The 23,252-nt window shown below is 71.3% G+C and carries 21 protein-coding genes and 1 pseudogene; 15 read left to right on the top strand and 7 right to left on the bottom strand.

Annotated features, from left to right (window positions below; translation table 11 throughout):
• The first annotated feature begins 15 nt into the window (after window positions 1-15).
• From ABD785_RS01225 to ABD785_RS01210, 4 genes are all read left to right on the top strand, one after another.
• Window positions 16-738 (top strand): HAD family hydrolase, encoded by a 723-nt coding sequence (locus tag ABD785_RS01225; protein WP_344821236.1) that lies wholly within the window; start codon window positions 16-18, stop codon window positions 736-738.
• Window positions 739-884: 146 nt separating this feature from the next.
• The gene (locus tag ABD785_RS01220; RefSeq protein ID WP_344821235.1) at window positions 885-1,988 is read left to right on the top strand and encodes a ferritin-like domain-containing protein; all 1,104 of its coding nucleotides are present in this window, start codon (window positions 885-887) and stop codon (window positions 1,986-1,988) included.
• Entirely contained in the window at window positions 1,989-3,449 is a 1,461-nt protein-coding gene (locus tag ABD785_RS01215) for a DHA2 family efflux MFS transporter permease subunit (RefSeq protein ID WP_344821234.1), read from the top strand.
• A gap of 49 nt (window positions 3,450-3,498) precedes the next feature.
• Window positions 3,499-4,299 carry a universal stress protein gene (locus ABD785_RS01210; protein ID WP_344821233.1) on the top strand — a complete coding sequence of 267 codons (801 nt, stop codon included), beginning with the start codon at window positions 3,499-3,501 and terminating at the stop codon, window positions 4,297-4,299.
• Window positions 4,300-4,311: 12 nt separating this feature from the next.
• Here the strand turns inward: ABD785_RS01210 and ABD785_RS01205 are convergent, their stop codons facing one another.
• Together ABD785_RS01205 and ABD785_RS01200 are read right to left on the bottom strand one after the other, a co-directional pair.
• Window positions 4,312-4,851 carry a DUF5753 domain-containing protein gene (locus ABD785_RS01205; RefSeq protein ID WP_344821232.1) on the bottom strand — a complete coding sequence of 180 codons (540 nt, stop codon included), beginning with the start codon at window positions 4,849-4,851 and terminating at the stop codon, window positions 4,312-4,314.
• Between the two features lie 105 nt (window positions 4,852-4,956).
• Entirely contained in the window at window positions 4,957-5,493 is a 537-nt protein-coding gene (locus ABD785_RS01200) for an Lrp/AsnC family transcriptional regulator (protein WP_344821231.1), read from the bottom strand.
• Window positions 5,494-5,617: 124 nt separating this feature from the next.
• Here ABD785_RS01200 and hppD point away from each other — a divergent pair, with 124 nt between their 5' ends.
• The 3 genes from hppD to fahA are packed head-to-tail and all read left to right on the top strand — an operon-like array spanning window position 5,618 to window position 9,035.
• Window positions 5,618-6,769 (top strand): 4-hydroxyphenylpyruvate dioxygenase, encoded by a 1,152-nt coding sequence (gene hppD, locus ABD785_RS01195; RefSeq protein ID WP_344821230.1) that lies wholly within the window; start codon window positions 5,618-5,620, stop codon window positions 6,767-6,769.
• Window positions 6,770-7,936, top strand: a complete 1,167-nt coding sequence (locus tag ABD785_RS01190; protein ID WP_344821229.1) for a homogentisate 1,2-dioxygenase — start codon at window positions 6,770-6,772, stop codon at window positions 7,934-7,936.
• Complete coding sequence (gene fahA / locus ABD785_RS01185; protein ID WP_344821228.1) at window positions 7,923-9,035, top strand: fumarylacetoacetase; 1,113 nt, start codon at window positions 7,923-7,925, stop codon at window positions 9,033-9,035. Before ABD785_RS01190 ends, fahA begins: the two co-directional genes overlap by 14 nt.
• 1 nt (window position 9,036) lies before the next feature.
• Here fahA and ssuE read toward each other — a convergent pair whose 3' ends face one another.
• On the bottom strand, window positions 9,037-9,582 hold the full coding sequence (ssuE, locus tag ABD785_RS01180) for an NADPH-dependent FMN reductase (RefSeq protein WP_344821227.1): 546 nt from the start codon (window positions 9,580-9,582) through the stop codon (window positions 9,037-9,039).
• A 128-nt stretch (window positions 9,583-9,710) separates the two neighbouring features.
• Between ssuE and ABD785_RS01175 the strand changes: the two are divergent.
• Window positions 9,711-11,204 (top strand): annotated as a pseudogene (locus tag ABD785_RS01175) (family 16 glycosylhydrolase); the annotation flags it as partial.
• Between the two features lie 602 nt (window positions 11,205-11,806).
• On the opposite strand, the gene ABD785_RS01170 reads toward ABD785_RS01175, so the two are convergent.
• Window positions 11,807-12,799, bottom strand: a complete 993-nt coding sequence (locus tag ABD785_RS01170; RefSeq protein WP_344821226.1) for an EamA family transporter — start codon at window positions 12,797-12,799, stop codon at window positions 11,807-11,809.
• Between the two features lie 29 nt (window positions 12,800-12,828).
• On the opposite strand from ABD785_RS01170, the gene ABD785_RS01165 reads away from it, so the two are divergent.
• Both ABD785_RS01165 and ABD785_RS01160 read left to right on the top strand, forming a co-directional pair.
• Window positions 12,829-13,389, top strand: a complete 561-nt coding sequence (locus tag ABD785_RS01165) for a CGNR zinc finger domain-containing protein (protein WP_344821225.1) — start codon at window positions 12,829-12,831, stop codon at window positions 13,387-13,389.
• Window positions 13,390-13,437: 48 nt separating this feature from the next.
• Entirely contained in the window at window positions 13,438-13,950 is a 513-nt protein-coding gene (locus tag ABD785_RS01160; RefSeq protein ID WP_344821224.1) for a PASTA domain-containing protein, read from the top strand.
• Window positions 13,951-13,955: 5 nt separating this feature from the next.
• On the opposite strand, the gene ABD785_RS01155 is transcribed toward ABD785_RS01160, so the two are convergent.
• Entirely contained in the window at window positions 13,956-14,819 is an 864-nt protein-coding gene (locus ABD785_RS01155) for a CE1 family esterase (RefSeq protein WP_344821223.1), read from the bottom strand.
• Window positions 14,820-15,002: 183 nt separating this feature from the next.
• Between ABD785_RS01155 and ABD785_RS01150 the strand changes: the two genes are divergently transcribed.
• Window positions 15,003-17,177, top strand: coding sequence for a DUF4132 domain-containing protein (locus tag ABD785_RS01150; RefSeq protein ID WP_344821222.1), 2,175 nt, complete (start codon window positions 15,003-15,005; stop codon window positions 17,175-17,177).
• 4 nt (window positions 17,178-17,181) lie between these two features.
• Here the strand turns inward: ABD785_RS01150 and ABD785_RS01145 are convergent, their stop codons facing one another.
• A complete protein-coding gene (locus ABD785_RS01145) occupies window positions 17,182-17,703 on the bottom strand; it encodes a MarR family winged helix-turn-helix transcriptional regulator (protein ID WP_344821221.1) in 522 nt (173 codons plus the stop codon).
• 65 nt (window positions 17,704-17,768) lie between these two features.
• Here ABD785_RS01145 and icmF point away from each other — a divergent pair, with 65 nt between their 5' ends.
• The 4 genes from icmF to ABD785_RS01125 are packed head-to-tail and all read left to right on the top strand — an operon-like array spanning window position 17,769 to window position 23,054.
• Window positions 17,769-20,981: a fused isobutyryl-CoA mutase/GTPase IcmF gene (gene icmF / locus ABD785_RS01140; RefSeq protein WP_344821220.1), complete on the top strand. Its 3,213-nt coding sequence runs from the start codon at window positions 17,769-17,771 to the stop codon at window positions 20,979-20,981.
• The gene (locus ABD785_RS01135; protein WP_344821219.1) at window positions 20,981-21,682 is read left to right on the top strand and encodes a helical backbone metal receptor; all 702 of its coding nucleotides are present in this window, start codon (window positions 20,981-20,983) and stop codon (window positions 21,680-21,682) included. Before icmF ends, ABD785_RS01135 begins: the two co-directional genes overlap by 1 nt.
• A gap of 26 nt (window positions 21,683-21,708) precedes the next feature.
• The gene (locus tag ABD785_RS01130; protein ID WP_344821218.1) at window positions 21,709-22,779 is read left to right on the top strand and encodes a WD40/YVTN/BNR-like repeat-containing protein; all 1,071 of its coding nucleotides are present in this window, start codon (window positions 21,709-21,711) and stop codon (window positions 22,777-22,779) included.
• Window positions 22,776-23,054: a MoaD/ThiS family protein gene (locus tag ABD785_RS01125; RefSeq protein ID WP_344821217.1), complete on the top strand. Its 279-nt coding sequence runs from the start codon at window positions 22,776-22,778 to the stop codon at window positions 23,052-23,054. Before ABD785_RS01130 ends, ABD785_RS01125 begins: the two co-directional genes overlap by 4 nt.
• 18 nt (window positions 23,055-23,072) lie before the next feature.
• On the opposite strand, the gene ABD785_RS01120 is transcribed toward ABD785_RS01125, so the two are convergent.
• The coding region (locus tag ABD785_RS01120; RefSeq protein ID WP_344821216.1) for a hypothetical protein at window positions 23,073-23,252 on the bottom strand (180 nt) is incomplete at its 5' end.

Here is a 23,252-nt window from a genome sequence, read left to right as displayed (position 1 = left end):
ACCGAGTGAGAAGCAATGACGGCTTCGACGATCAAAGCACTCCTGTTCGACCTGGACGGCACGTTGGTCGACCATGACGCGGCCGCCGAGGTCGCACTCATCCAGGCTCTCCAGGCGACTCCCGGCCTGCACCACGTCGACCACGCGCTCGCGCGACGCCGCTGGAAGCAGCTTGCGGAACTGGCGATGGACCGCTACCTGGCCGGAGAGATCACCTTCACCGGACAACGCCGCCTGCGTGTCACCTCTTTCGCCGCCGAACTCGGCCTCGGCACCTGGGCCGCCCCACGAGCGGACGTCTGGTTCGCCGACTATCTGCACCACTACGAATCCGCCTGGCGCATCTATCCCGACGTCCGGACGGCGCTCGACGCACTCACCGAACAGCATCGCCACCTGCGGCTCGGAGTGCTCACCAACGGCGACGCCGACCAGCAGCGCAAGAAGCTCCTCCACGTCGGACTCGCCGCCGAACTGCCGGAGGTCATCGCTTCCAGCGAAGTCGGAGTCGCCAAACCCGATGCGGAGATCTTCCACACAGGCTGCGCCCGGCTCCGCCTCGCCCCCCAAGAGGTCGCCTACGTCGGGGACCGGCTCCACACCGACGCCATCGCGGCCACCGATGCCGGGCTGCGAGGCATCTGGCTGAACCGCGACGACGACTCCGCGCCCGCAGGGCCGCCGGTCATCCGGACCCTCGACGACCTCCCCGTTCTCCTGGCCGGCATCGCGGAATGAGAGCCGATGAGGACATTCGGAGCCGGTAACGCCGACGCCGCGTTCGATGCCCGGCGCGAAGCCCGCCCGAAATCATGGATGGTCGCGTCCGGGGGGTATCTGTTACGTTCGTCGTACACCGTACGTCTGAATTGTGGGAGAAGTCAGTGTCGACTCATGAGCTCTACACCGGACCTGTGCCGCGGGAGACGTGGAACGTGCCGCTGGCCGGGGACGCCCGGTTCACGTGGGAGTACGACGACGGACGCGAGAAGCTGCTCGGGCTGTACCAGAAGGGCAAGGACAAGCAGTGGGACGCGGCCAAGCGCATCGACTGGTCGCTCGAGGTCGATCCCGCCGACCCGCTCGGCCTTCCCGACCAGGCCAACGCCATCTACGGCACCAAGTACTGGGAGCGGATGAACGACAAGGAGCGCGGCGAGATGCGCCTGCACCTGACGTCGTGGCAGTTCTCCCAGTTCCTGCACGGTGAGCAGGGGGCGATGATCACCGGCGCGCGGATCGTCGAGACCGTTCCCGACATGGACGCCAAGTTCTACTCCGCTACCCAGACCATGGACGAGGCCCGTCACGTCGAGCTGTTCGGCCGCTTTCTCCAGGACAAGCTCCAGCTCGTCTACCCGATCAACGACAACCTCCAGGCGCTGCTCAAGGACACCCTCGGCGACGGCCGCTGGGACATGCCCTACCTCGGCATGCAGGTCCTGATCGAGGGCCTCGCGCTCGCCGCGTTCGGGCTCGTCCGCGACATGACGACCAAGGAACTGCCCCGCCAGCTCCTCACCTACGTGATGCAGGACGAGGCCCGGCATGTGGCGTTCGGCCGGCTCGCCCTCCGCGACGCCTACAAGGACCTGACGGCCGCCGAGCGCAAGGAGCGCGAGGACTTCGTCATCGAGGGCTGCTACCTCATGCGCGACCGGTTCCAGGCGAAGGAGGTGTGGGCCAACTTCGGCATCCCCGCCGACGACGCCGAACGGCTCGTCCAGGAGTCGGAGTACATGAACATGTTCCGCAGCCTGCTGTTCAGCCGGATCGTCCCGTGCGTGAAGGACATCGGGCTGTGGAGCGAGCGGATCCAGTCGGCCTACGACGACATGGGCGTCCTCGACTTCTCCAAGCAGGACCTCGAGGCCCTCATGGCCAACGACGAGGACCTCGCCGACAAGCTCGATCGCGAGCGCTTCGCGGCCGAGGAGACCGAGCGCCGCGAGGAGGTCGCGTCGGTGATCGCCGACGCAGCGCTCTAGGTGCGCCCCTGGAGGACCCTCTCGGTCGTCAGTCTCGGGACCGTCCTGGTCGTGCTCAACCAGACGGCCATGACGGTCGGCCTGCCCGTGGTCGTCCGGCATTTCGACGTCGGCGCGCTGGGGGCGGGCTGGATCGTGCTGTCGTTCATGCTCACCCAGACGGCGCTGATGGTCGTGTTCGGGCGGCTGGCCGACGTGTTCGGCCGGCGCGGGACCTACCTGGCCGGGTTCGTGGTCTTCACGGCCGCGAGCCTGGCCGCCGGGTTCGCCCCGGACGTTCCGGTGCTGCTCGCGATCCGGATCGTGCAGGGCGTGGCGGGGGCGATGATCCTGGCCAACGGCACGGCGATCGTCGCGCACGCCTTCCCGGCCGAGCGCCTCAGCCACGGGCTCGGCGTCTACCTCGGAGTGATGACGGCGGCGCCGCTGCTCGGCCCCTCGGTCGGCGGGTACCTTGCCTCGAAGCACGGCTGGGCGTGGCTGTTCTGGTTCAATGTTCCCCTCGGGGTCGTCGCGATCGTCTGGGGCGTCGTGGCGCTGCCGAAGGTCCCGCCGGGGGAGCGCGAGCCGATCGACATCGCCGGGGCGGTGCTCCTGGCGGGCTGGCTCGTCGGGCTGATGCTGCTGCTGTCGGAGGGCGGGGCGGGCGGCTGGACGACCCCGACCGCGCTGTGGGGCTCGCTCGGTTTCGTGGTGCTGCTCCCGGCGTTCGCCGCGCGTCAGCTGCGGGCGCGGGTCCCGCTGGTCGACCTGAGGCTGTTCGCCGACCGCTCGTTCACGCTGGCCAACCTCGCGGCGCTCACCAACGTGCTCGGCCGGATGGGCAGCGTGTTCCTGGTCGCCCTCTACCTCCAGTCGGTCAAGGGGATGACGCCCGCGCAGGCCGGGATCGCCGTGCTGCCGGGCCCGGTCGCGAGCCTGGTCGCCTCGCCGGCCGGCGGCTGGCTCGGGGCGCGCTTCGAGCCGCGCCGGATCGCCGTTGGCGGCGCGGTCCTGGCCTCGGCGGGCCTGCTGGTCCTCGTGTTCGCCCTCACCCCCGACGCCCCCTACTCCTGGACGGTCGCCGGCCTGGTCCTGAGCTCGATCGGCAGCGCTGTCTTCTACGCGGCCAACACCACCAGCGTGCTCAGCACCGTCCCGGCCGACCGGCTCGGCGTCGTCAACGGGCTCCGCCTGACCCTGCACTTCATCGGGATCTCGCTCAGCACGGCCCTGTCGCTGACCCTGGTCACGTCGGCGCTGCCCGCGGCGGACCGCGGCGCCCTGTACGCGAGCGGCGTCACCGGGCCGCTGCTCGGCTCCCTGTTCGAGGGCTACCACCGGGCCTTCCTCGCGCTGTTCGCCGTGTCCGCGCTGAGCGTCGTGGTGTCCCTGCTCAGCAGCAGCCGGCATCGGAAGGACGCCCTCGCGGTAAAAAGTGGGCCATCGGCCGGGCGAGATCCGGCCCGCACCTCGGCATGATCTTCGTGGCGCGGGTAGGGGGACCTGAAGAGACGCTGCGGAGGCTGACGTGAACGAGATCGTTGTTGGTGTCGACGGATCCGAGCCGAGCGGCGCCGCCCTGGACTGGGCGGCGCACGAGGCTCAGCGGCGCGGGTCGCGGCTGAGGATCGTCCACGCGCTGCCGCCGTTGAGCGAGGAGAACGAGCTGCCGGCCGCCGAGGAGCGGGCCCGGCGGGCGGCGCCGGGAATCGAGATCGTCACCGAGCAGGTCACCGACGGTCCCCAGGAGGCCCTGATGGAACGGGCCGGCTCCGCCGAGCTGGTCGTGGTCGGCACGCACGGGCACGGCTCGGTCGCCAGCCTGATCGTGGGCTCGGTGGCCGCCGGTCTCGCCGGATCCGCGCCCGTCCCGGTGGTGCTGCTCAAGGACGACGCCTCACTGCGGGCCGAGGGGCCGGTGGTGGTGGCCGTCCCGGAGAACCCGGTGGCCGAGGTCCTGGACGCCGCCGCGCACGAGGCCGACCTGCGCGATCTGCCGCTGCGGATCGTCCACACCTGGTGGGAGCCGCCGGTCGAGGGCTTCGGAGCCCCGGCGCCGATCATGCCGCTCGATCCGGCCCCCATCATCGACGCCCTGCGCGAGCGGCTGGAGGCCGAGCTCGAACCGTGGCTGGGCAAGCGCCCCGGCACCACGCTGACGGTCGTCCAGGGCCATCCGCGCGACATGCTGATCGAGCTGTCCGGCGAGACCGGCCTGCTGGTCCTCGGACGCCACGAGAAGCCGGGACGCCACCTGCGCGCCCTCGGCTCGGTCACCCGGTCGGTGATCCACCGGGCGGACTGCCCGGTGATGGTCGTCGGCGTCTGACCGGCACGCCGCCTAGCGGAGGATTCCCGCGAGCATCTTCACGGACTCCTTCGGCTGGGCGGCCTCGAGGCAGAGCCTGTCCATGAGCTGGGTGTAGCGATCGAGCTCCCGCACCTCGTGCAGATAGAGGGCGCTGGTGAGCTGCTCGAGGTAGACGATGTCGGGCAGGGTCGCCTCGGGGAAGCGCAGGATGCTGAACGCTCCGGAGATCCCGCCGTGCCCGCCGGCGTTGAACGGGATGATCTGGAGGGTGAGGTTCGACCGCTCGGTGAGCAGGAGCAGATGCTCGACCTGGGCGCGCATCACCGACCGCCCGCCGATCGGGCGGCGCAGGGCGTTCTCGTCCACGACGGCCCACACCTTGAGGTCGCCGGAGTGCAGGCGCTGCTGGCGCAGCATCCTCTCGTGGACCTTGCGGTCGAGGTCGGCATCGGAGATGTCGGGGTCGCCGAGGCGGACATGGGCCCGCGCGTAGTCCGCGGTCTGGAGCAGAGACGGGACGAACTGCACCTCGAAGGCGCGAATCCGGGTCGCCGTCTCCTCCAGTGACATATAGATCTCGGCGCGCTGTAGCGGCTCGAGTTGCCACGCCGTAGGAGCGTTCACACCACAAACCTACCCGCACGTTGTGAATCGGTGGTTAATAGACCAATTCGGTTATACCTGTGTGGCCGGTGGTTCTGTAACACGGAAGGAGGGCACCCGGGACGGCTGAGGGCGGTCGGCGGCCTCGAGAAGCGGTAGCACCCGGGCCTTCACCAGCTCGGCGAGCGCGATCACGCTGGTCGTGCGGACCACCGCGGGAATCCGGTTGAGGGCCAGCAGTGCCTCTTGGAGCCCCTGGTGGGAGGGGGCGGCGACCCGGCAGTGCAGGTCCTCCTGGCCGGTGGTGGCGTGCGCCTCGAGCACGGCGGGCAGCGCGGCCAGATGCTCGGTCACGTCGTCGAGCGCGCCCTGGGAGATCTGGAGCGTCACGAAGGCCAGAACGGGGTATCCCGCCTGTTGAAGGTCTACTTCCGGCCCGTAGCCGCGGATCACTCCGGCGGCCTCCAGCCGTTCGAGCCTGGCCTGGACCGTCACCCGGGAGGTGCCGGTGAGCCGGGCGAGCTCCAGGTATCCCGCGCGAGGGCTGTCGGCGACGGCCCGCATGAGCAGGATGTCGAGCCGGTCGAGGCTGGTTGGCTGATCGGTCACTTCAGACCACCTGAATCGAGCTTTGCTTAGCAAAATGTCTAGCTGAACACACCCAGCTTGTCATCGAGGGCAGATCAGGGTCAAGGTGGGGCTGTTCAGCGAGGAGAGGCACATCATGACTTCCATGATCAATGAGGATCAGCTCGTCGGGGCCGTGGCCCACGACTTCTCGGCAGACGCCTTCCCCGTGCGGGGGCTCGACCATGTGCGTTTCCTCGTGGGCAACGCCAAGCAGGCCGCCCACTACTACTCGACCGCGTTCGGCATGACCTGCGTGGCCTACCGGGGACCGGAGACCGGCAGCCGGGAGGCCGCCGAGTACGTGCTGACCTCGGGCAAGGCCCGGTTCGTCATCACCGGCGAGGTCCGCGCCGGATCGGCCGTCGGGGCCTCGGTCCTGGCGCACGGCGACGGAGTCTGCGACCTCGCGCTGTCGGTCCCGGACGTCGACGCCGCCGTCGAGCACGCCCGGCGCACCGGCGCGACCGTCCTCGAGGAGGCCCACGACGTCGCCGACGAGCACGGCACCGTCCGGATGGCGGCGATCGCCACCTACGGGGAGACCCGGCACACGCTGGTCGACCGGTCGAAGTACACCGGCCCGTTCCTGCCCGGTTTCTCCGTCGCGGCCCCGCTGTTCGCGGCGAAGCCCGCCCACCACCCCAAGCGCTACTTCCAGGCCATCGACCACTGCGTCGGCAACGTGGAACTCGGCCGGATGGACGAGTGGGTCGGCTTCTACAACCGCGTCATGGGCTTCACCAACCTGAAGGAGTTCGTCGGCGACGACATCGCCACCGAGTACTCGGCGCTGATGTCCAAGGTCGTCGCCTCCGGAGACCATCGGGTGAAGTTCCCGCTCAACGAGCCCGCCGTCTCCAAGCGCAAGTCCCAGATCGACGAGTACCTGGAGTTCTACGGCGGTCCCGGCGTCCAGCACATCGCGCTCGCCACCGGGGACATCGTCGCCTCCGTCCGGGCCATGCGCGAGATGGGCGTGGAGTTCCTCGAGACGCCCGACAGCTACTACGACACGCTCGGTGAGTGGGTCGGCGACACGCGGGTCCCGGTCGACACCCTGCGCGAGCTGCGCATCCTGGCCGACCGCGACGAGGACGGCTACCTGCTGCAGATCTTCACCAAGCCCGTCCAGGACCGTCCGACGGTGTTCTTCGAGCTCATCGAGCGGCATGGTTCGCTGGGCTTCGGGAAGGGCAACTTCAAGGCGCTGTTCGAGGCGATCGAGCGGGAGCAGGCGCGGCGGGGGAACCTGTAGATGTCGCATTACCGGCACGTCGGGGACATCCCGGCCAAGCGTCACACCCAGCACCGCCGTCCCGACGGCGGCCTCTACTACGAGGAACTGGTCGGCGAGGAGGGGTTCTCCAGCGACTCCTCCCTGCTCTACCACCGTGGGGTGCCCTCGGCGCTGTCGGACGCCCGGGTCTGGGACCTGCCCGACGACGGTCTCGTCCTCAACAGCCCGCTGATCCCGCGGCACCTGAGGCTGCACGAGCTGTTCAAGGACTCCGCGGACGTCGACGCCGTCACCGGGCGCCGCGCCGTCCTCGGCAACGCCGACGTGCGCATCGCCTACGTCGTCGCTGGGGAGTCCTCACCGCTGTACCGCAACGCCGTCGGGGACGAGTGCGTCTACGTCGAGTCCGGCACGGGCGTCGTCGAGACCGTCTTCGGCGCGCTGCACGTCGCGGACGGCGACTACGTGATCATTCCGCGCGGCACGGTCCACCAGTGGGTGCCGACGTCGGAACTGCGGCTGTACTGCATCGAGGCCGCGAGCCACATCACCCCGCCGGGCCGGTACCTGTCGAAGTACGGGCAGTTCCTGGAGCACGCCCCCTACTGCGAACGGGACCTGCGGGCGCCGTCCGAGCCGCTCGTCCGCGAGGGCGAGCACGTCGAGGTCTACGTTCGGCACCGCGGCGGCGGGACGGTCCACGTCCACGCCACCCACCCCTTCGACGTGGTCGGCTGGGACGGCTGCCTCTATCCCTACGCCTTCAACGTCCGGGACTTCGAGCCGATCACCGGCCGGATCCACCAGCCGCCGCCCGCCCACCAGGTGTTCGCGGGCCGCAACTTCGTGATCTGCAACTTCGTGCCGCGCAAGGTGGACTACCACCCGCTGTCGGTGCCCGTGCCCTACTACCACTCGAACGTCGACAGCGACGAGGTCATGTTCTACTGCGGCGGGAACTACGAGGCCCGCAAGGGCTCCGGGATCGGCCAGGGCTCGGTCTCCCTGCAGCCCGGCGGCCACACGCACGGCCCGCAGCCCGGAGCCGTCGAGCGCAGCCTCGGCGCCGAGTTCTTCGACGAGCTGGCCGTCATGGTCGACACCTTCGCCCCCCTCCGGCTCGGCGCGGCCGCCGCCGGCTGTGAGGACCCCGCCTACGCCTGGACGTGGAATGTTCGACGCTGAGACCCTGCCCTACGGCGTTTTCACCGCCGCCGACCAGCCCGGCGTCAGGCGCGTCGGCGTCGCCACCGGGGCGGAGATCATCGATCTGTCCGCCGCCCGGGTGCCGCACGCGGGCCTGTTCGCCGACGGTTCGCTCGACCCGTTCCTGGCGGCGGGCCCCGATGTGTGGTCGGAGGTCAGGGCCGCCCTGCTGGCCGGGGTGGAGGGACCGTGCGTCCCCTTGGCAGGTGCCGTCCCGCACCTGCCGTTCACGGTCGCCGACTACGTGGACTTCTACGCCTCGGAGCACCACGCCTCGAACCTGGGACGGCTGTTCCGGCCGGGCCAGCCGCCGCTGACGCCCAACTGGAAGCACCTGCCGATCGGCTACCACGGCCGCGCGGGGACCGTCGTGGTCTCCGGCACCGAGGTCAGGCGCCCCTCGGGCCAGACGAAGACGGGGGAGTCCCCGGTCTTCGGCCCGTCGGCCCGGCTCGACATCGAGGCCGAGCTCGGCTTCGTCGTCGGGGTGCCCAGCGCGGGACCGGTGTCCGTGGACGACTTCGACCGGCACGTCTTCGGCGTCTGCCTGCTCAACGACTGGTCCGCCCGCGACATCCAGGCCTGGGAGTACGTGCCGCTCGGCCCGTTCCTCGGCAAGTCGTTCGCCACGTCGGTGTCGCCCTGGATCGTCCCGCTCGAGGCCCTGGACGGCCTGCGCGTGCCCGTGCCGTCGCGGGAGACCGACCTCCTGCCCTACTTGAGGGAGACCGCGGACCGCGGCCTCGACCTGCGCCTCGAGGTCCGTCTCAACGGCCATGTCGTGTCCCGGCCGCCCTACGCGAGCACCCACTGGAGCCCGGCTCAGATGCTCGCGCACATGACCGTCAACGGGGCGACCCTGCGCACCGGCGACCTGTTCGCCTCCGGAACCATCAGCGGCCCCGAGCCCGGCCAGGCCGGCTCGCTCATCGAGCTGACCAGGGCCGGAGCGGAGAAGCTGACGCTGCCGGACGGCACCACCCGGGCGTTCCTCGAGGACGGCGACGAGGTCGTCATCAGCCTCGCGACGCCCGGCGGAGCCCACCTCGGCGAGGTCGCGGGGCGGATCACCGGCTGAGTCAGGTCGCCACCAGGGACAGCCGCGCGGTGACGGCGCTGGAGAACACGTCGGTCACCTGGTGGAGCTGGGTGGCCGAGGCCTCCTCCACGGTCACCTCGGGGCCGAGCGCGATGTGCTTGTCGAGCACGAACCAGCCGGGGACGACATGGTCGGCGCCGAGCGAGGACAGCACGGGGCGAAGCGCGTAGTCCAGGGCCAGGACGTGCGCGGGAGTGCCGCCGGTGAGGACCGGCAGGACGACCTTGCCCGCCAGCGCGAACTGGGGGAGCAGGTCGAGCAGCGCCTTCAGCAGCCCGCTGTAGGCGGCCTTGTAGACCGGCGAGGCGACGACCACGCCGTCCGCGTCGGCGAGGGCGGCGATGACCTCGGCGATCCTCGGGTCCGAGGTGTCGGCGGCGAGGAGCTCGGCGGGCGGCAGCTCGCGGACGCGGACCTCCTCGACGGTGTGACCGTCCGCGCGCAGCCGCCCGGCGAGGTGCCCGGCGAGGGCGGCGGTCTTGGAAGTGGCGGACGGACTGCCCGAGAGAACAAGGATCGTCGACAAGGGGGCCTCCGTTATTTCATGTATTTCCTACTGACTTAGATGGATATTAGCTCACGGTTCGGCCACATGCCAGACCGTTCGTGCCCGTTGCGTTGCGCGGCGAGATCATTTTCGGTACATGTCATGGCATGGCAACTGTGTCCGTGACAGGACTGTTGAAGGGGCTTCGCCTGGTGCGCTCGGGGCTGGTGAGCTGCGTGGTGATCGCCACGATGCTGGCACCCGTCAGAGCGGGAGCGGCCCCCGGCGAACTGTGCGGACAGTACGACACCCGCGACGTCGAGAACGGTTACGTCGTCCAGGCGAACCGCTGGAACTCCACCGGCGAGCTCTGTGTCACGACGCCGGGCGGCCCCGCGTTCACGGTCTCCAAGAGCACCCTGACGAACGGGAACAAGGCCGACGCCGCGCGCGGTCCCGGCGGCTACCCCAACATCGGTACCCGGCCGGACGACCCGCGGCTGCCCCTCCGGATCGCCGACCTCGGCGAGGCCTCGACCTCGTGGTCGACGAACTCGCCGGACACGGGCATGTACAACGCCTCCTACGACCTGTGGTTCCACCCCGACAAGAACGCCTGCGGCGGGGTGATCACCGACAACCGGTCGCTCGAGGTGATGGTCTGGCTGAAGAGCCCCGGCCTCGACCTGCCCGCGGAGTGGAAGTCCGGCGACGACGTCACGATCGGCGGCAACCTCTACGACGTCTACCACTTCACCGGGCCGACCGGCCAGTTCGCCCTCATCTACCACCTGAGCACGCCCGCCTCCTCGGTGACCGACCTGAAGCTCGCCCCGATCGCCGTGGACGCCGCCGAGCGCAGCCCGCTCGACACCACCGGCGTCCTCTGCCGGGTGCAGGCGGGCTTCGAGATCCACGAGAACGCCCCCGAGGGCCTGGCGACGACCGCCTTCTCCTTCGACCCGAAGGGCACGACCACCCCGTCGCTGCTGCCGAAGCTGGCCGAGCCGAGCTGGTCGGAGGAGTTCGACGGCGCGGACGGCTCCGCGCCCGACAAGAAGCTCTGGACGGCGGGCACCGGCGACCACGGCACCCTGCAGTACTTCACCGCGGGCAACGCCGAGATCGTCAAGCGGGGGACCGGCGGCTACCTCGCGCTCACGGCCCGCAAGAACACCGACGCCGCCTACGAGTGCGCCCACCGTCCCGGCGGGCTCGGCGCGGGGACCTGCGCCTACACCTCCGCCCAGCTCTCGATGACCAAGGACAGGGCCGTCACCTACGGCCGGATCGAGGCGAGGATCAAGCTGCCCGGCGGTACGGGCGTCCTTCCCGCCTTCTACCTCCTCGGCACGGGCGGCCGCTGGCCCGACGACGGCGAGATCGACGTGGTCCAGAGCCTCGGCGACGCGGGCTGCCTGCTCTGCAGCACCCTGCACGGGCCCGGCGACTACGCCAGCGCCGGCAAGGTCTCCTCCGGCCTCACCAACGACCAGGTCTCGGAGGACTTCCACGTCTACGGGGTCGAACGCTCGCCCGAGCAGGTGCAGTTCAGCATCGACGGCCGGCCGACCCTGACGGTCAGGAAGGACCAGGTTCCGGCGAAGAGCTGGGTGTTCGACAAGCCGATGTACCCGCTGCTGTCGATGCTCGTCGGCGGTCCCGCGGCCAGGGATCCGCTGCCGACCACGAAGTTCCCGCAGACGATGCTCGTCGACTACGTCCGCGCCTACGCCGCCCAGGCCCAGGAGGCGCCGGAGCCCGGAGCGACGCCCACGACCCCGCAGGACCAGGACAAGCCCGCACCCGGCCAGCAGCCCCAGGGCCAGACCGTGTTCACCGACGGCTTCGGCGACGGCGACGGCTCCGGCTGGCAGGTCACCAGCGGCCAGTTCGTCCGCCGCGGCGGCGTCGGCTGGACCAACAGCCCGATCTTCCGCGCCAACACCGTCCGGCACGACTTCACCGACGTGTCCGTCTCGGTCCGGCTGCGCCACCTCGGCAACACCGGGGGCGGCGCCGCGACCGACGGCATCCACATCTGGCTGCGCCACGTCGACCAGTTCAAGCTGTACGTGGTGTCGGTGAACCGGCGCGACAACCGCATCGTGATCAAGAAGAAGCTGCCCGGTGGTCCCGACCCGGCCAACGGCGGAACGTACTACGAGCTGGGCAGCGTCGGCTACCAGGTCCCGGCGAACCAGTGGCAGAGCTTCACCGCCACCAGCAAGACGGTCGGCGGGGCGGTGCAGATCAGTGTCACTCAGGGAGGCAAGGTGCTGTTGACCGTCTCCGACAAGGGCGAGGGCGGCCCGCCGATCCTCGAACCGGGCGCGGTCGGGCTCCGCTCGGACAACACGACCTTCGAGGCCGACGACTTCCAGGTGCGTCCCGCCTGAACCTGCACGTCGACCAGCGCGATGAGGACGACCGCGGCCCCGGCGATCTGCGCCGGGGTCAGCGCCTGCCCCAGCCACGCCCAGGCGAGCGCGGCCCCGAACAGCGGTTCCAGCGACATGTTGACCGCGCCCAGGGTCGCGCCGACGCTCCTGATGCCCCAGGAGTAGAGCAGGAAGGGGATCAGCGTGCCGAAGAGGCCGATCAGGACGGCGGTCGTCAGATGGGAACGGTCCACGGCGATCGCGGGAACGCCGTGCGGCACCTGGTAGACGATCCACAGCACCGCCGAGACGCCGAACGCCCAGGTGTTGGCCGTCATCGCCCCGCAGGCCTTCACCGCCCGCTCGCCCAGCAGCGAGTAGACGCCGACCGCGACGGCCGTCAGCAGGCCGTACACGACGCCGAGCAGGTCGATCCGGTCGAGCGGTGCGGTGGGGAGCTCCACCACGAAGGCCACGCCCCCCAGGGCCAGCGCGATCCCCAGGACGACCCGCCGGGACGGCCGCCGGCGGGTGACGATCGCGGTCCAGCCGAGGATGAAGGCGGGTGCGAGGTTCTGGAGTACGAGCGCCACGGCCACCGGCAGCCGGGAGATCGACAGGAACAGGGCCGCGCTGGCGACCGCGACGCCGAGCCCGAACCCGACGACGGCCGGCCACTCCGAGCCCACCCTGAGCCGTTCGCGGCGCAGCAGCACGATCAGGAGGAGACCGGCCGCGGCCGTCCACATGCGCACCGAGACCAGCTCCAGGGGGGCGACCCCGTGCTCGAACAGGTCGCCCGCCACGGTTCCGCCGACGCCCCACAGCGCCACCGCGAGGAGTACCGCGCCCAGTCCGGCCCGTTTCGTGTCCATTTCGCGAGCGTAACCGATAAACTGGATAGATGGTTAGTCATGCGGGGAAGCGCCAGGACGCTCCGGGCGGCCTGGAGGAGGTCCGCGCCTTCGTCAACACCTGGGACCTGGAGCGCGGCACGGACGTGCTCGCCGACCTTCCCGGCCTGGCCGCATGGTCGGGGCTGACCGGGCTGGGAGAGCCGGACCGGCTGCGGGCGGTCGAGGTCAGGGAGGCGCTGCGCACCCTGGCGGGCCTCAACACCGGCCAGGAGGCCGATCCCGCGCACGCCGCCGTCCTGGACGCGCTCGCCGCCGACGCCGACGTCAGGATCCGCTTCCCCGGCGGGCTCCCGGCGCCCCGCCCGGGCACCGGGTTGATCGCCGTGCTCGGCGGGCTCCTGGCGGCCGTCGGGGTCTCCGTGCTGGAGGGGACCTGGGCACGCCTGCGGGTCTGCCCGGCGGCGGACTGCCGCTGGGCGTTCTACGATCACTCGCGCAACCGCTCCGGCGTCTGGTGCCAGATGGCGGAGTGCGGCAACAGGGAGAAGGCGCGCGCCTTCCGCCGGCGCCACGTGGCGGAGACCCGCTCCGCCGGGGACGATGCGTGATTCGGCATAACCATGCGCACAGGCCGCTTCGCCCGGAATCCTGCTGAGATGCAAGTGATCGAGGGCCCCCGGCACCGCAGGCCGGGACCGAAGCGGCGCGGGCCCCGGCCCGTGGTCGTGGCCGGAACCATCGTCTCCCTCGCGGCGGGACTGTACCTGCTGCTCGCGGACGACCCGGAGGCACGTGACCGGATCCCGCAGACGGCGCAGAGCCCCGCGGCGGTCGTCCCGGATCCGGTGCCGGAACCCGAGACCACCCCGCCGCCCGCCCCGCGCGCGATGCCACCGGCCGGCTCGAAGTCACCCGCCCTCAGGCCCAGGTCCGCCCCGGCCAGGACCGTTCCCGGTGCGAAGATCACTCCAGGGGTCGTCCCCGACGTCGTCGGCCTGCCCGTGGCCCGCGCCGCGACCCTGCTGCGCGCCGCGGGCTACGGCCACGCCGTGGTCTGTGAGAACGGCGCCGTCCGCGACGCGGTCCGCAGCCAGCAGCCCCAGGCGGGCCGCACGTGGACCCCCGGCGGGGAGGTCGCCCTCTTCGTCCGCGAGGGCCGCTGCCCCTGACGGTCTCAGCAGGCCGGGGTGCGCGGATGGGCGAGCAGGAAGGCGGTCATGGCGGGAAGGACGTCGGGCCAGGTGAAGTCGGGGATGTGGCCCATCCCGTGGCCGGAGGCGAAGACGACCGGGGCACACGCCGAACGGTAGGTCTCGACGGTGAACGCCGGACGGGAGCCGTCCGGGCCGTGCCAGGCCAGGCCCGTGGGAAGCCGGGGGACCGACAGGTCGAGCCGGCCGTCGTCGGCCCGGTCGTTCATGCCGAGCCACCGCAGGAGCTGGAGACGCCCCGACGCGTAGGGATTGGTCTGGTCGGCGGTGCCCCAGACGATGTAGGCGGGGACCGGCCGGGCCCGCGCCCCCATCTCGGCGTGGGCGAGCGCCCCCGTGACGTCCGAGCAGACCCACCGCCCGCAGCCCGCGACGAACCCGGCGGCCGCGTACACCTCCGGATAGGCGGAGACGAGGTTGGCCGTCATCCCCGACCCCGCCGAGTGCCCGGCCGCGAACACACGCGCGGCGTCGATCGGATGGCCGTCCTCGACCTCGGCGGTCACCGCGGCGATCTCCGCGAGCTGCCCCGCCCCCCGGCGCCGGTCGCCCACCCAGTCCCAGCAGCCCTCCGGACCGCCCTGAAGCGGAAGCAGCACGGCGAACCCCGCCCGCTCCCCGAACTCCTGCAGCCCGTAGGCCGCCGGGTCCGCACCGCACCCGTGCAGGAACACCATCAGCGGAACGTCCCCCCGCCCCTCCGGCACCGCCAGCAGATACTCCATCCCGCCCGCGGACCGGTGCCGCGTCAGCGGACCCTCCGCCCCCACCGCGGGCCCCGGCACGAGCAGCACGAGCAGCGACATCCAGGCGAGCAGCACTCTCATGCCCAGATCATCGCCCGTGCGGGCCTCGCCCGGCGTGAGTACGCCCCTACTCGATTTCCGCTCGGGGATGGCGGAGGCGAACCGGCCGTTTCACGGAACGTGCAGGACCGGGTGGAGGAGATCCCGGTTACCGGGCGGCCTGAGCGACCACGCCCGTGCCGAAGCCCGTCCTAGAGTGAAGGCGTGAGCGCCCCGTTTCCGCCCGAGTGGCTGCCGGTGCTGCATCCGCGGAGGGGCGGGGCCGTTCCGCCGGTGGTGCCGGGCCGTGAGGAGAGCGGGCTCGGATGCGTGGATGCGGCCCGCATGGTGGTCGCGCTCGAAGGGGCCGGAGGGGGAGGGTTCCGGCATCCCCGGTTCGCGCTCGCGGTGCGGGCCCGGATCGCCGCGGCAGACGAGGACGTCCATCGCGAGGTGCTCGAGACGCTGGCCGGGCTCCGGCACCGGAGCAGGGCCGAGGACACCCTGATCGCCTACCTGGCCCCGAACGAGACGGCGTGGGTCGACGAGGTCTGCGCGGGGCCGCCGGTGAACGCCCACCTCAGGTCACTGATCCATCTGATGGTGCACACGCCGGAGCAGACCAGGGCGCCCGGCTTCGAGGTCACGTGGCCGGGGGATCTGATCGACCCCGCCAAGCTCGCCACCCTCGCCGAGGGCCTCGGTGAGCATCTGGCCGTCCTGCTGGAGGAACGGCTTCCCGGTCTCACCCGGGTCCGCCATCGCGCGCTGCTGTTCCGAGCGCTGAGCCATCTGCCCGGCGACCGGGCCTACCGGCTGCTGCTGCGCTACCACGGCGACCGGGAGGGGTCGGCGGAGCTGCGGGAGGCGACCCGCAGGTTCCCGGTCCGGGCGGCGCGGCTGCTCGGGGACGATCCGTCGGAGGCGGCTCGCCATCTCCTGCACTTCCACCTCATGGCCTTCCCGGAACTGCAGGACGACCGGCTCAGGGCGCGGGCGGGAATGCACGGGCGGCTTCCCGTGGCCCGGCCCCGGGATCTGCCCGGCCTGCTCAGGGCGTCCGGGGGGCCGGTCCGGATGGAGGAGTGGGCCGACCCCGGAGTCCTGCCGCGGATCCGCGTCCGGGGGAGAGGCGCGGTGCTCCCGCAGGACGCGGTCCGCGAGGTCCAGGCCCTGCTGGCGAGCGGGCGGGGCGACGCGGTGCGGGAGGCCGTCGACCGTGCCTCGCTCGCCGGATTCGGCTGGGCGCAGTTCGAGGCGTGGCGGGCGGTGGGCATGCCGTTCAGCGGCACGTGGGCGCTCACCTGCCTGGGCCGGATCGGGGACGACACGACCGCCCTGCGGCTGGCCCCGATCATCCGCGACTGGCCGGGGCGGCGCTGCCATCCCCAGGCCGTCGAGGGGCTCGGCGTGCTGGAAGCCATCGGCACCGGGACGTCCCTGCGGCTGCTCGCCGAGATCGCGGTGCTCGCCCGGTTCAAGGTCCTGAGGAGACGGGCGAGGGAGCGGCTCGCGCGGGCGGCGCAGGGCCTCGGCCTGACCGCCGACCAGTTGCTCGACCGGCTCGTCCCGGAGCTGGGCCTGGCCGCGGACGGGACGGTCCGGCTCGACGGCGCCGTCCTGGACTTCGGGCCGTTCCTCCGCACCTTCGTCCCGGGCACCCGGCCGCTGCCGGGTCCGGCGTCCGGCGGGCCTGCGGGGGAGCGACGGCTGGAGGCCGACGTCCGGCTCGTGGCAGCCGCCGAGGCGCGCAGGCTCGAACGGGCCATGATCGAGCACCGGCTCTGGACGCCCGAGGAGTTCCGCGCCCTGGCCGCGCACCCGCTGACCGGGCCTCTCGTCCGCCGTCTGGTGTGGAGCTGCCCCGCCGGAGAGTTCCGCGTCACCGGGAACGGCGCCTACGAGGACCTCCGGGGAGCGGCGGTCGTTCTGTCCGGGCCGGTCGACCTGCCGCATCCCCTCGGCCTCGCCGTCTTCGCCCGCGAGTGGTGCACGGCGCTTGCGGGCGTGCCGCAGCCCTTCGCCCAGCTCGAACGGCCCGTCGCCCGGCTGTCCGACGCCGAGCGCGACGCCTCCCATCTGCACCGCTTCGAAGGCCACCGGGTCCCCGCCGGCCGGCTGCTGTCCCTCAAGAACCGCGGCTGGCGCAGCGGCGAACGCCGCGACGGCCTCGAACAATGGATCTCCCGGCCCCTGCCCGGCGGCGCCCACCTGGTCGTCGAGTTCGCCCCCGGCATCCCCCACGCGGGACACCGCCCGCCCCAGCACCTCACCCGTATCCGGATCACCGATCGTCCGTCCCCGCAGGACGGGCCCGCCCCGGCGTTCGGCACGCTGGACCCCACGGCGGCCTCGGAGGTCCTCACCGACCTGGCCCGGCTCACCGCCCGCCCCCAGTGACGGCTCAGCCGAGGTCGCCGACCGAGATGCGGAGGGTGTGCAGGGCCCGGGTGAGGGCCGCGGCCTGGTCGGGAGTGAGGTCGGGAAGGGCGAAGTCGGCCTCGTGCAGGGCCGCGGTCGCCTCCTCGATGACGCGGCGGCCGTCATCGGTGATCTGGGCGAGGACCACGCGACGGTCGGCGGGGGAGGGGGTGCGGGTGACGAGGCCGCGCTTCTCCAGCCGCGAGATGACGTTGGTGACCGAGGCCGGGTGGACCATGAGGCGCTGCCCCATCTTGCCCATCGGCAGGGAGCCGGTCCGGCTGAAGGCGAGCAGGCGCATCGCCTCGAACGCGGCGAAGGTCAGGCCGTGCGGCCTGAGGATGGCCTCGATCCGGCTCAGGAGCAGCTGCTGGACGCGCATCACCGAGGTCACGGCCGCCATGTGGTCGGCGTGGTCGGGCCAGCGGTCCTGCCACTGGCGGTAGGCCTCGGCGAGCGGATCGAACGTCACGTGATCACCGTAGTCCTTGACGGGGCGCGTCATGGGAAATACTTTAATGCCTAACTATTGGACTTCAAAGTATCTCTCTACCGGACCTGGAGATCTCGATGGGACTGCACAAGCCCGTGCACCCGGTGCGGTTCGTGACCGCGGCCTCGCTGTTCGACGGCCACGACGCGGCGATCAACATCATGCGCAGGATCCTGCAGTCCCAGGGGGCGGAGGTCGTCCATCTGGGCCACGACCGATCGGTCCGCGAGGTCGTCGCCGCGGTGATCGAGGAAGATGCCCAGGGCGTCGCGGTCAGCTCCTACCAGGGCGGCCATGTCGAGTACTTCGAGTACCTCGCGCAGGCCCTCGCCGAGGCGGGCGCCGGCCAGGTCAAGATCTTCGGCGGCGGCGGGGGAGTGATCGTCCCGGACGAGATCGCCCGGCTGTCGGCCGCCGGAGTGCGGATCTTCTCTCCCGAGGACGGCCAGCGGCTCGGCCTGCCCGGAATGATCAACGAGCTGATCGCCTCCTGCGACGTCGACCTGAGCGCCGAACCGGCGGCCGCGGACGCCGTCCTGTCCGGGGACCGCCACGCCCTCGCCCGCACCCTCACCTGCCTCCAGGCGGGCCGCCCCCTCGACCCCGCCCTGACGGCGGGACAGCGGCGGGTGCCCGTGCTGGGGATCACCGGCACGGGCGGATCGGGCAAGTCCTCCCTGACCGACGAGCTGATCCGCAGGCTCCGCCTCGACCAGCAGGACAAGCCGCGCGTCACCGTGCTGGCCGTCGATCCCACCCGGCGGCGCGGTGGCGGAGCCCTGCTCGGCGACCGCATCCGGATGAACTCCCTCGACGGCGACCGCGTGTTCTTCCGCTCCCTGGCCACCAGGGGCGCGCGCGAGCTCCCCGAGAACATCGAGGCGATCATCGAGGCCGCCAAGGCGACCTCCGACCTGGTCGTCCTGGAGACGCCCGGCATCGGCCAGGGCGACGCCGCGATCGTCCCCCTGGTCGACGTCTCGCTGTACGTCATGACCCCGGAGTTCGGCGCGGCCTCCCAGCTCGAGAAGATCGACATGCTCGACTTCGCCGACGCCGTGGCCATCAACAAGTTCGAGCGCCGCGGTGCCGCCGACGCCCTGCGCGACGTCTCCCGCCAGCTCGTCCGCAACCGCGAGGCCTTCTCCGCCCGGCCCACCGACATGCCGGTCTTCGGCACCAGCGCCGCCACCTTCAACGACGACGGCGTCACCGCGCTCTACCAGCACCTCAAGGAGCTGCTCGGCGGGCACGGGCTGCCGCTGGAGCCGGGGGTCCTGCCGGAGGTGGACGTCAAGGCCTCGACCCGCACGGCGCAGACCGTCCCGGCGGCGCGGGTCCGCTACCTCGCCGAGATCGCCGACACCGTCCGCTCCTACCACGCGGCCACCGAGACGTCGGCCGCCGCGGCCCGCCGCGCCCAGCACCTGGACACCGCCCACCGGGAGCTCGCCGCGCTCGGCGACGCCGCCCCCGCGGCCGAGCGGGTCGAGACGCTCCTGCGGGCCGCCCGCGCGGACGTGCCCGCACCGGACGCCGAACTCCTGGCGGACTGGCCCGCGACGGTCGAGGCCTACGCCGGGGACGAGCAGGTCGTGACCGTGCGCGGCCGCGAGATCCGCACGGCGCTGACCCGCGAGACGCTCTCGGGCAACCGGGTGCGGCGGGTGTCGCTGCCGCGCTTCACCGACCACGGCGAGCTCCTGCGCTTCCTCCGCGCCGAGAACCTGCCGGGACGCTTCCCCTTCACCGCCGGGGTCTTCCCCTTCAAGCGCGACGGGGAGGACCCGGCCCGCATGTTCGCCGGCGAGGGCGACCCGTTCCGCACCAACCGCCGCTTCAAGCTCCTGTCCGCCGACGCCGAGGCGACCCGGCTGTCCACGGCCTTCGACTCCGTCACCCTGTACGGACGCGACCCCGACGAGCGTCCCGACGTGTACGGCAAGGTCGGCACCTCGGGGGTCTCGGTGGCGACACTCGAGGACATGAAGGCCCTCTACGACGGCTTCGACCTGGTCTCGCCCACCACCTCGGTCTCGATGACGATCAACGGCCCCGCGCCGACGATCCTCGCCTTCTTCCTCAACACCGCGGTCGACCAGGGCCTCGACCGGTTCCAGGAGGAGAACGGACGGGCGCCGTCGGAAGGCGAGGCGGCGGAGATCCGCATCCGGGCCCTCCAGACCGTGCGTGGCACCGTCCAGGCCGACATCCTCAAGGAGGACCAGGGCCAGAACACCTGCATCTTCTCCACCGAGTTCTCGCTGCGGATGATGGGCGACATCCAGCAGTGGTTCACCGAGCAGGGCGTCCGCAACTTCTACTCGGTCTCGATCTCCGGCTACCACATCGCCGAAGCGGGCGCGAACCCCATCAGCCAGCTCGCCTTCACCCTCGCCAACGGCTTCACCTACGTGGAGGCCTACCTGGCGCGGGGGATGGCCGTCGACGACTTCGCGCCCAACCTCTCGTTCTTCTTCTCCAACGGGATGGATCCCGAGTACACCGTCCTCGGCCGGGTCGCCCGCCGGATCTGGGCCGTCACGATGCGGGACAAGTACGGCGCGAACGAGCGGGCCCAGAAGCTGAAGTACCACATCCAGACCTCGGGACGATCGCTGCACGCCCAGGAGATGGACTTCAACGACATCCGCACCACCCTCCAGGCGCTGACCGCGCTCTACGACAACTGCAACAGCCTGCACACCAACGCCTACGACGAGGCCGTCACGACCCCGACGGAGGAATCGGTCCGCCGCGCCCTCGCCATCCAGATGATCATCAACAGGGAGTGGGGGCTGTCGATGAACGAGAACCCGCTCCAGGGCGCGTTCGTCGTCGACGAGCTCACCGACCTCGTCGAAGAGGCCGTGCTGGCGGAGTTCGAGCGCATCAGCGAGCGCGGCGGCGTGCTCGGCGCGATGGAGACCGGCTACCAGCGCGGCCGGATCCAGGACGAGTCGATGCTGTACGAGCAGCGCAAGCACGACGGCAGCCTGCCCATCATCGGCGTCAACACCTTCCGCAACCCGGCCGGGGAGACCGGCCACGGCCCGGTCGAGCTCGCCCGCGCGACCGAGGCCGAGAAGCGCTCCCAGCTCGACCGCGTGCGCGGCTTCCAGGAGCGCCACCGCGCCGAGTCCCAGGACGCCCTGCGCCGCCTGAAGGAGGTCGTCCAGAACGACGGCAACGCCTTCGCCTCCCTCATGGACGCCGCCCGCGTCTGCTCCCTCCAGCAGATCACCGAGGCCTTCTTCGAGGTCGGCGGCCAGTACCGCCGCAACATCTGATGCGGGTCGTCTCGCTCGTGCCGTCGCTGACCGAGAGCCTGGCGGGGAGCGGGTGGCTGGTCGGGGCGACGGACTGGTGCTCGCATCCGGCCGGGCTCGAGGTCGCGCGGGTGCGGGGGACCAAGAACCCCGATCTGGAGAGGATCATCGGGCTTCGGCCCGATCTGGTCGTGGCGAACAAGGAGGAGAACCGGCGGGAGGACGTCGAGGCGCTGCGGGGCGCGGGGGTCGAGGTCCTGGTCACCGAGATCACGACGGTCGACGAGGCCTTCGCGGAACTGCGCCGGCTCTTCCGTGACGGCCTGGGCCTGGCGCCGCCCGGCTGGCTGGCCGAGGCCGAGGCGGCCTGGGATCTGCCGCCGCCCGATCGGACGCTCACGGCGGTCGTCCCGATCTGGCGGCGCCCGTGGATGGTGGTCGGGAGCGGCACCTTCACCGGGGACGTGCTCGCCAGGCTGGGGGTTCGGAACCTTTACGCGGACCACCCCGATCGCTATCCGAAAGTAGGCATCGAGGCCCTGAACCGGACGGAACCGGACCTCGTCGTGCTCCCCGACGAGCCCTACCGTTTCACCGAACTTGACGGGCCCGAGGCATTTCCCGGCATACGCTGGTGTCTGGTCGGCGGCCGTCACCTCACCTGGTACGGGCCGTCCATGGTGGAAGCTCCAGCCCGGTTGCGCGCTGAGTTGTTCGGGTGACCGGTCTCCCTTTCCGAGGAGGTCACATGTCCGTCCTGCTAGCCATCGGTACCGTGAAAGGCCTGTTCCTGGCCCGCTCCGAGGACCGGCTCACCTGGGACGTCAGTGGTCCCCATCTGCCGTTCTCGGAGATCTACAGCTTCTGTTTCGACTCCCGCCGAGGACGGCTGCTCGCGGGCGTCAGCAATCCGATCTTCGGCCCCGGCCTGGCGATCAGCGAGGACCAGGGCGCCACCTGGAAGGAGGGCGAGCAGACCGCGATCGCCTTCCCCGAGGACACCGGCACCTCGCTGGAGCGCGTCTGGCAGATCACCGTGGGACCGGACGGCCGGATCTACGCCGGCACCCAGCCCTCGGCGCTGTTCACCTCCGACGACGACGCCGCGACCTTCACCTTCGGCCGGGCCCTGTGGGACCACCCGCACCGCCCCGAGTGGGGCGAGGGCTTCGGCGGCCAGGCCATCCACACGATCCTGCCGCACCCCGCCGACCCGGAGAAGGTCCTGGTCGCGATGTCCACCGGCGGCGTCTACAAGACCGAGGACGGCGGCGCGTCCTGGACGGCCCACAACACCGGCATCGAGGTGGTGTTCCAGCCGGAGCGGTTCCCCGAGTTCGGGCAGTGCGTCCACAAGGTCGCCAGGGACCCGGAGAACCCCGAGTGCCTCTACCTGCAGAACCACTGCGGCGTCTACCGCAGCGACGACGGCGGCGACACCTGGAACTCCATCGCCGACGGTCTGCCCGGTGACTTCGGTTTCGTCATGGTCGCCCATCCGCGCCGCGGCGGCGTCATCTACAGCTTCCCCATCAACGGCGACGAGAACGGCCGCTACCCCGTCGGCCACCGCTGCCGCGTCTACCGGTCGCAGGACGCGGGCGAGACCTGGGAGGCGCTCACCGAGGGCCTGCCGGAGGAGCCGTTCTACCCGACGATCCTGCGCGACGCGATGTGCGTGGACGACGCCGATCCGGCCGGGGTCTACTTCGGCAGCAGGTCGGGTGAGGTGTTCGCCAGCGCCGACGAGGGTGACAGCTGGGTCCGGGTCGCCGCGCACCTGCCGGACGTCACGTGCGTGCGGGCGGCCGTCATATGAGCGTCACGGTGATCCTGCCGAGCGCGCTCCGGGCCGAGGCGGGCGACGAGGGCCGTCTCACCGTCGCGGCCGCCGGGACGGTCGGAGCCGTGCTCGCCGAGATCGCCGAGAGATGGCCCCGCCTGGCCCGCAGGATCATCACCGAACGCGGTGAGCTGCGGCGCTTCGTCAACCTCTATGTCGACGGCGACGACTGCAGGGCCCTCGGCCGCGAGGAGGCGAAGGTCCCGGACGGCGCCGAGATCATGATCCTTCCGAGCGTCGCGGGCGGCTGACCTCCCGGCCTCTCCACGTCATCCCTGTGGCACGGGGAAGACATTGTCGGCGAGGGGGAACCAGCCGGTCCATTGGTCCGGATGTTCCGGGCTGGGGTAGAAGTTCGTCCAGACGCGTCCGCCGCCGTGTCCTTCGTCTGATCCGACGAGGTAGAGGCTGGTTCCTCCTGGGGTTGTGCTGATCGCTGTGATCGCGGA

The organism is Actinocorallia longicatena, assembly GCF_039534125.1.
Taxonomy (GTDB): Bacteria; Actinomycetota; Actinomycetes; order Streptosporangiales; family Streptosporangiaceae; genus Actinocorallia; species Actinocorallia longicatena.
This window is presented reverse-complemented; position numbering and strand designations above follow the sequence as displayed.

Bases quoted from the DNA above. Each gene is read 5' to 3' on its own strand.
- ABD785_RS01225 (WP_344821236.1), top strand. From the start codon at position 16: ATGACGGCTTCGACGATCAAAGCACTCCTGTTCGACCTGGACGGCACG.
- ABD785_RS01205 (WP_344821232.1), bottom strand. From the start codon at position 4,851: ATGTCACTGGAGGAGACGGCGACCCGGATTCGCGCCTTCGAGGTGCAG.
- hppD (WP_344821230.1), top strand. From the start codon at position 5,618: ATGATCAATGAGGATCAGCTCGTCGGGGCCGTGGCCCACGACTTCTCG.
- ABD785_RS01190 (WP_344821229.1), top strand. From the start codon at position 6,770: ATGTCGCATTACCGGCACGTCGGGGACATCCCGGCCAAGCGTCACACC.
- fahA (WP_344821228.1), top strand. From the start codon at position 7,923: ATGTTCGACGCTGAGACCCTGCCCTACGGCGTTTTCACCGCCGCCGAC.
- ABD785_RS01170 (WP_344821226.1), bottom strand. From the start codon at position 12,799: ATGGACACGAAACGGGCCGGACTGGGCGCGGTACTCCTCGCGGTGGCG.
- ABD785_RS01165 (WP_344821225.1), top strand. From the start codon at position 12,829: ATGGTTAGTCATGCGGGGAAGCGCCAGGACGCTCCGGGCGGCCTGGAG.
- ABD785_RS01160 (WP_344821224.1), top strand. From the start codon at position 13,438: ATGCAAGTGATCGAGGGCCCCCGGCACCGCAGGCCGGGACCGAAGCGG.
- ABD785_RS01155 (WP_344821223.1), bottom strand. From the start codon at position 14,819: ATGAGAGTGCTGCTCGCCTGGATGTCGCTGCTCGTGCTGCTCGTGCCG.
- ABD785_RS01145 (WP_344821221.1), bottom strand. From the start codon at position 17,703: ATGACGCGCCCCGTCAAGGACTACGGTGATCACGTGACGTTCGATCCG.
- icmF (WP_344821220.1), top strand. From the start codon at position 17,769: ATGGGACTGCACAAGCCCGTGCACCCGGTGCGGTTCGTGACCGCGGCC.
- ABD785_RS01135 (WP_344821219.1), top strand. From the start codon at position 20,981: ATGCGGGTCGTCTCGCTCGTGCCGTCGCTGACCGAGAGCCTGGCGGGG.
- ABD785_RS01130 (WP_344821218.1), top strand. From the start codon at position 21,709: ATGTCCGTCCTGCTAGCCATCGGTACCGTGAAAGGCCTGTTCCTGGCC.
- ABD785_RS01125 (WP_344821217.1), top strand. From the start codon at position 22,776: ATGAGCGTCACGGTGATCCTGCCGAGCGCGCTCCGGGCCGAGGCGGGC.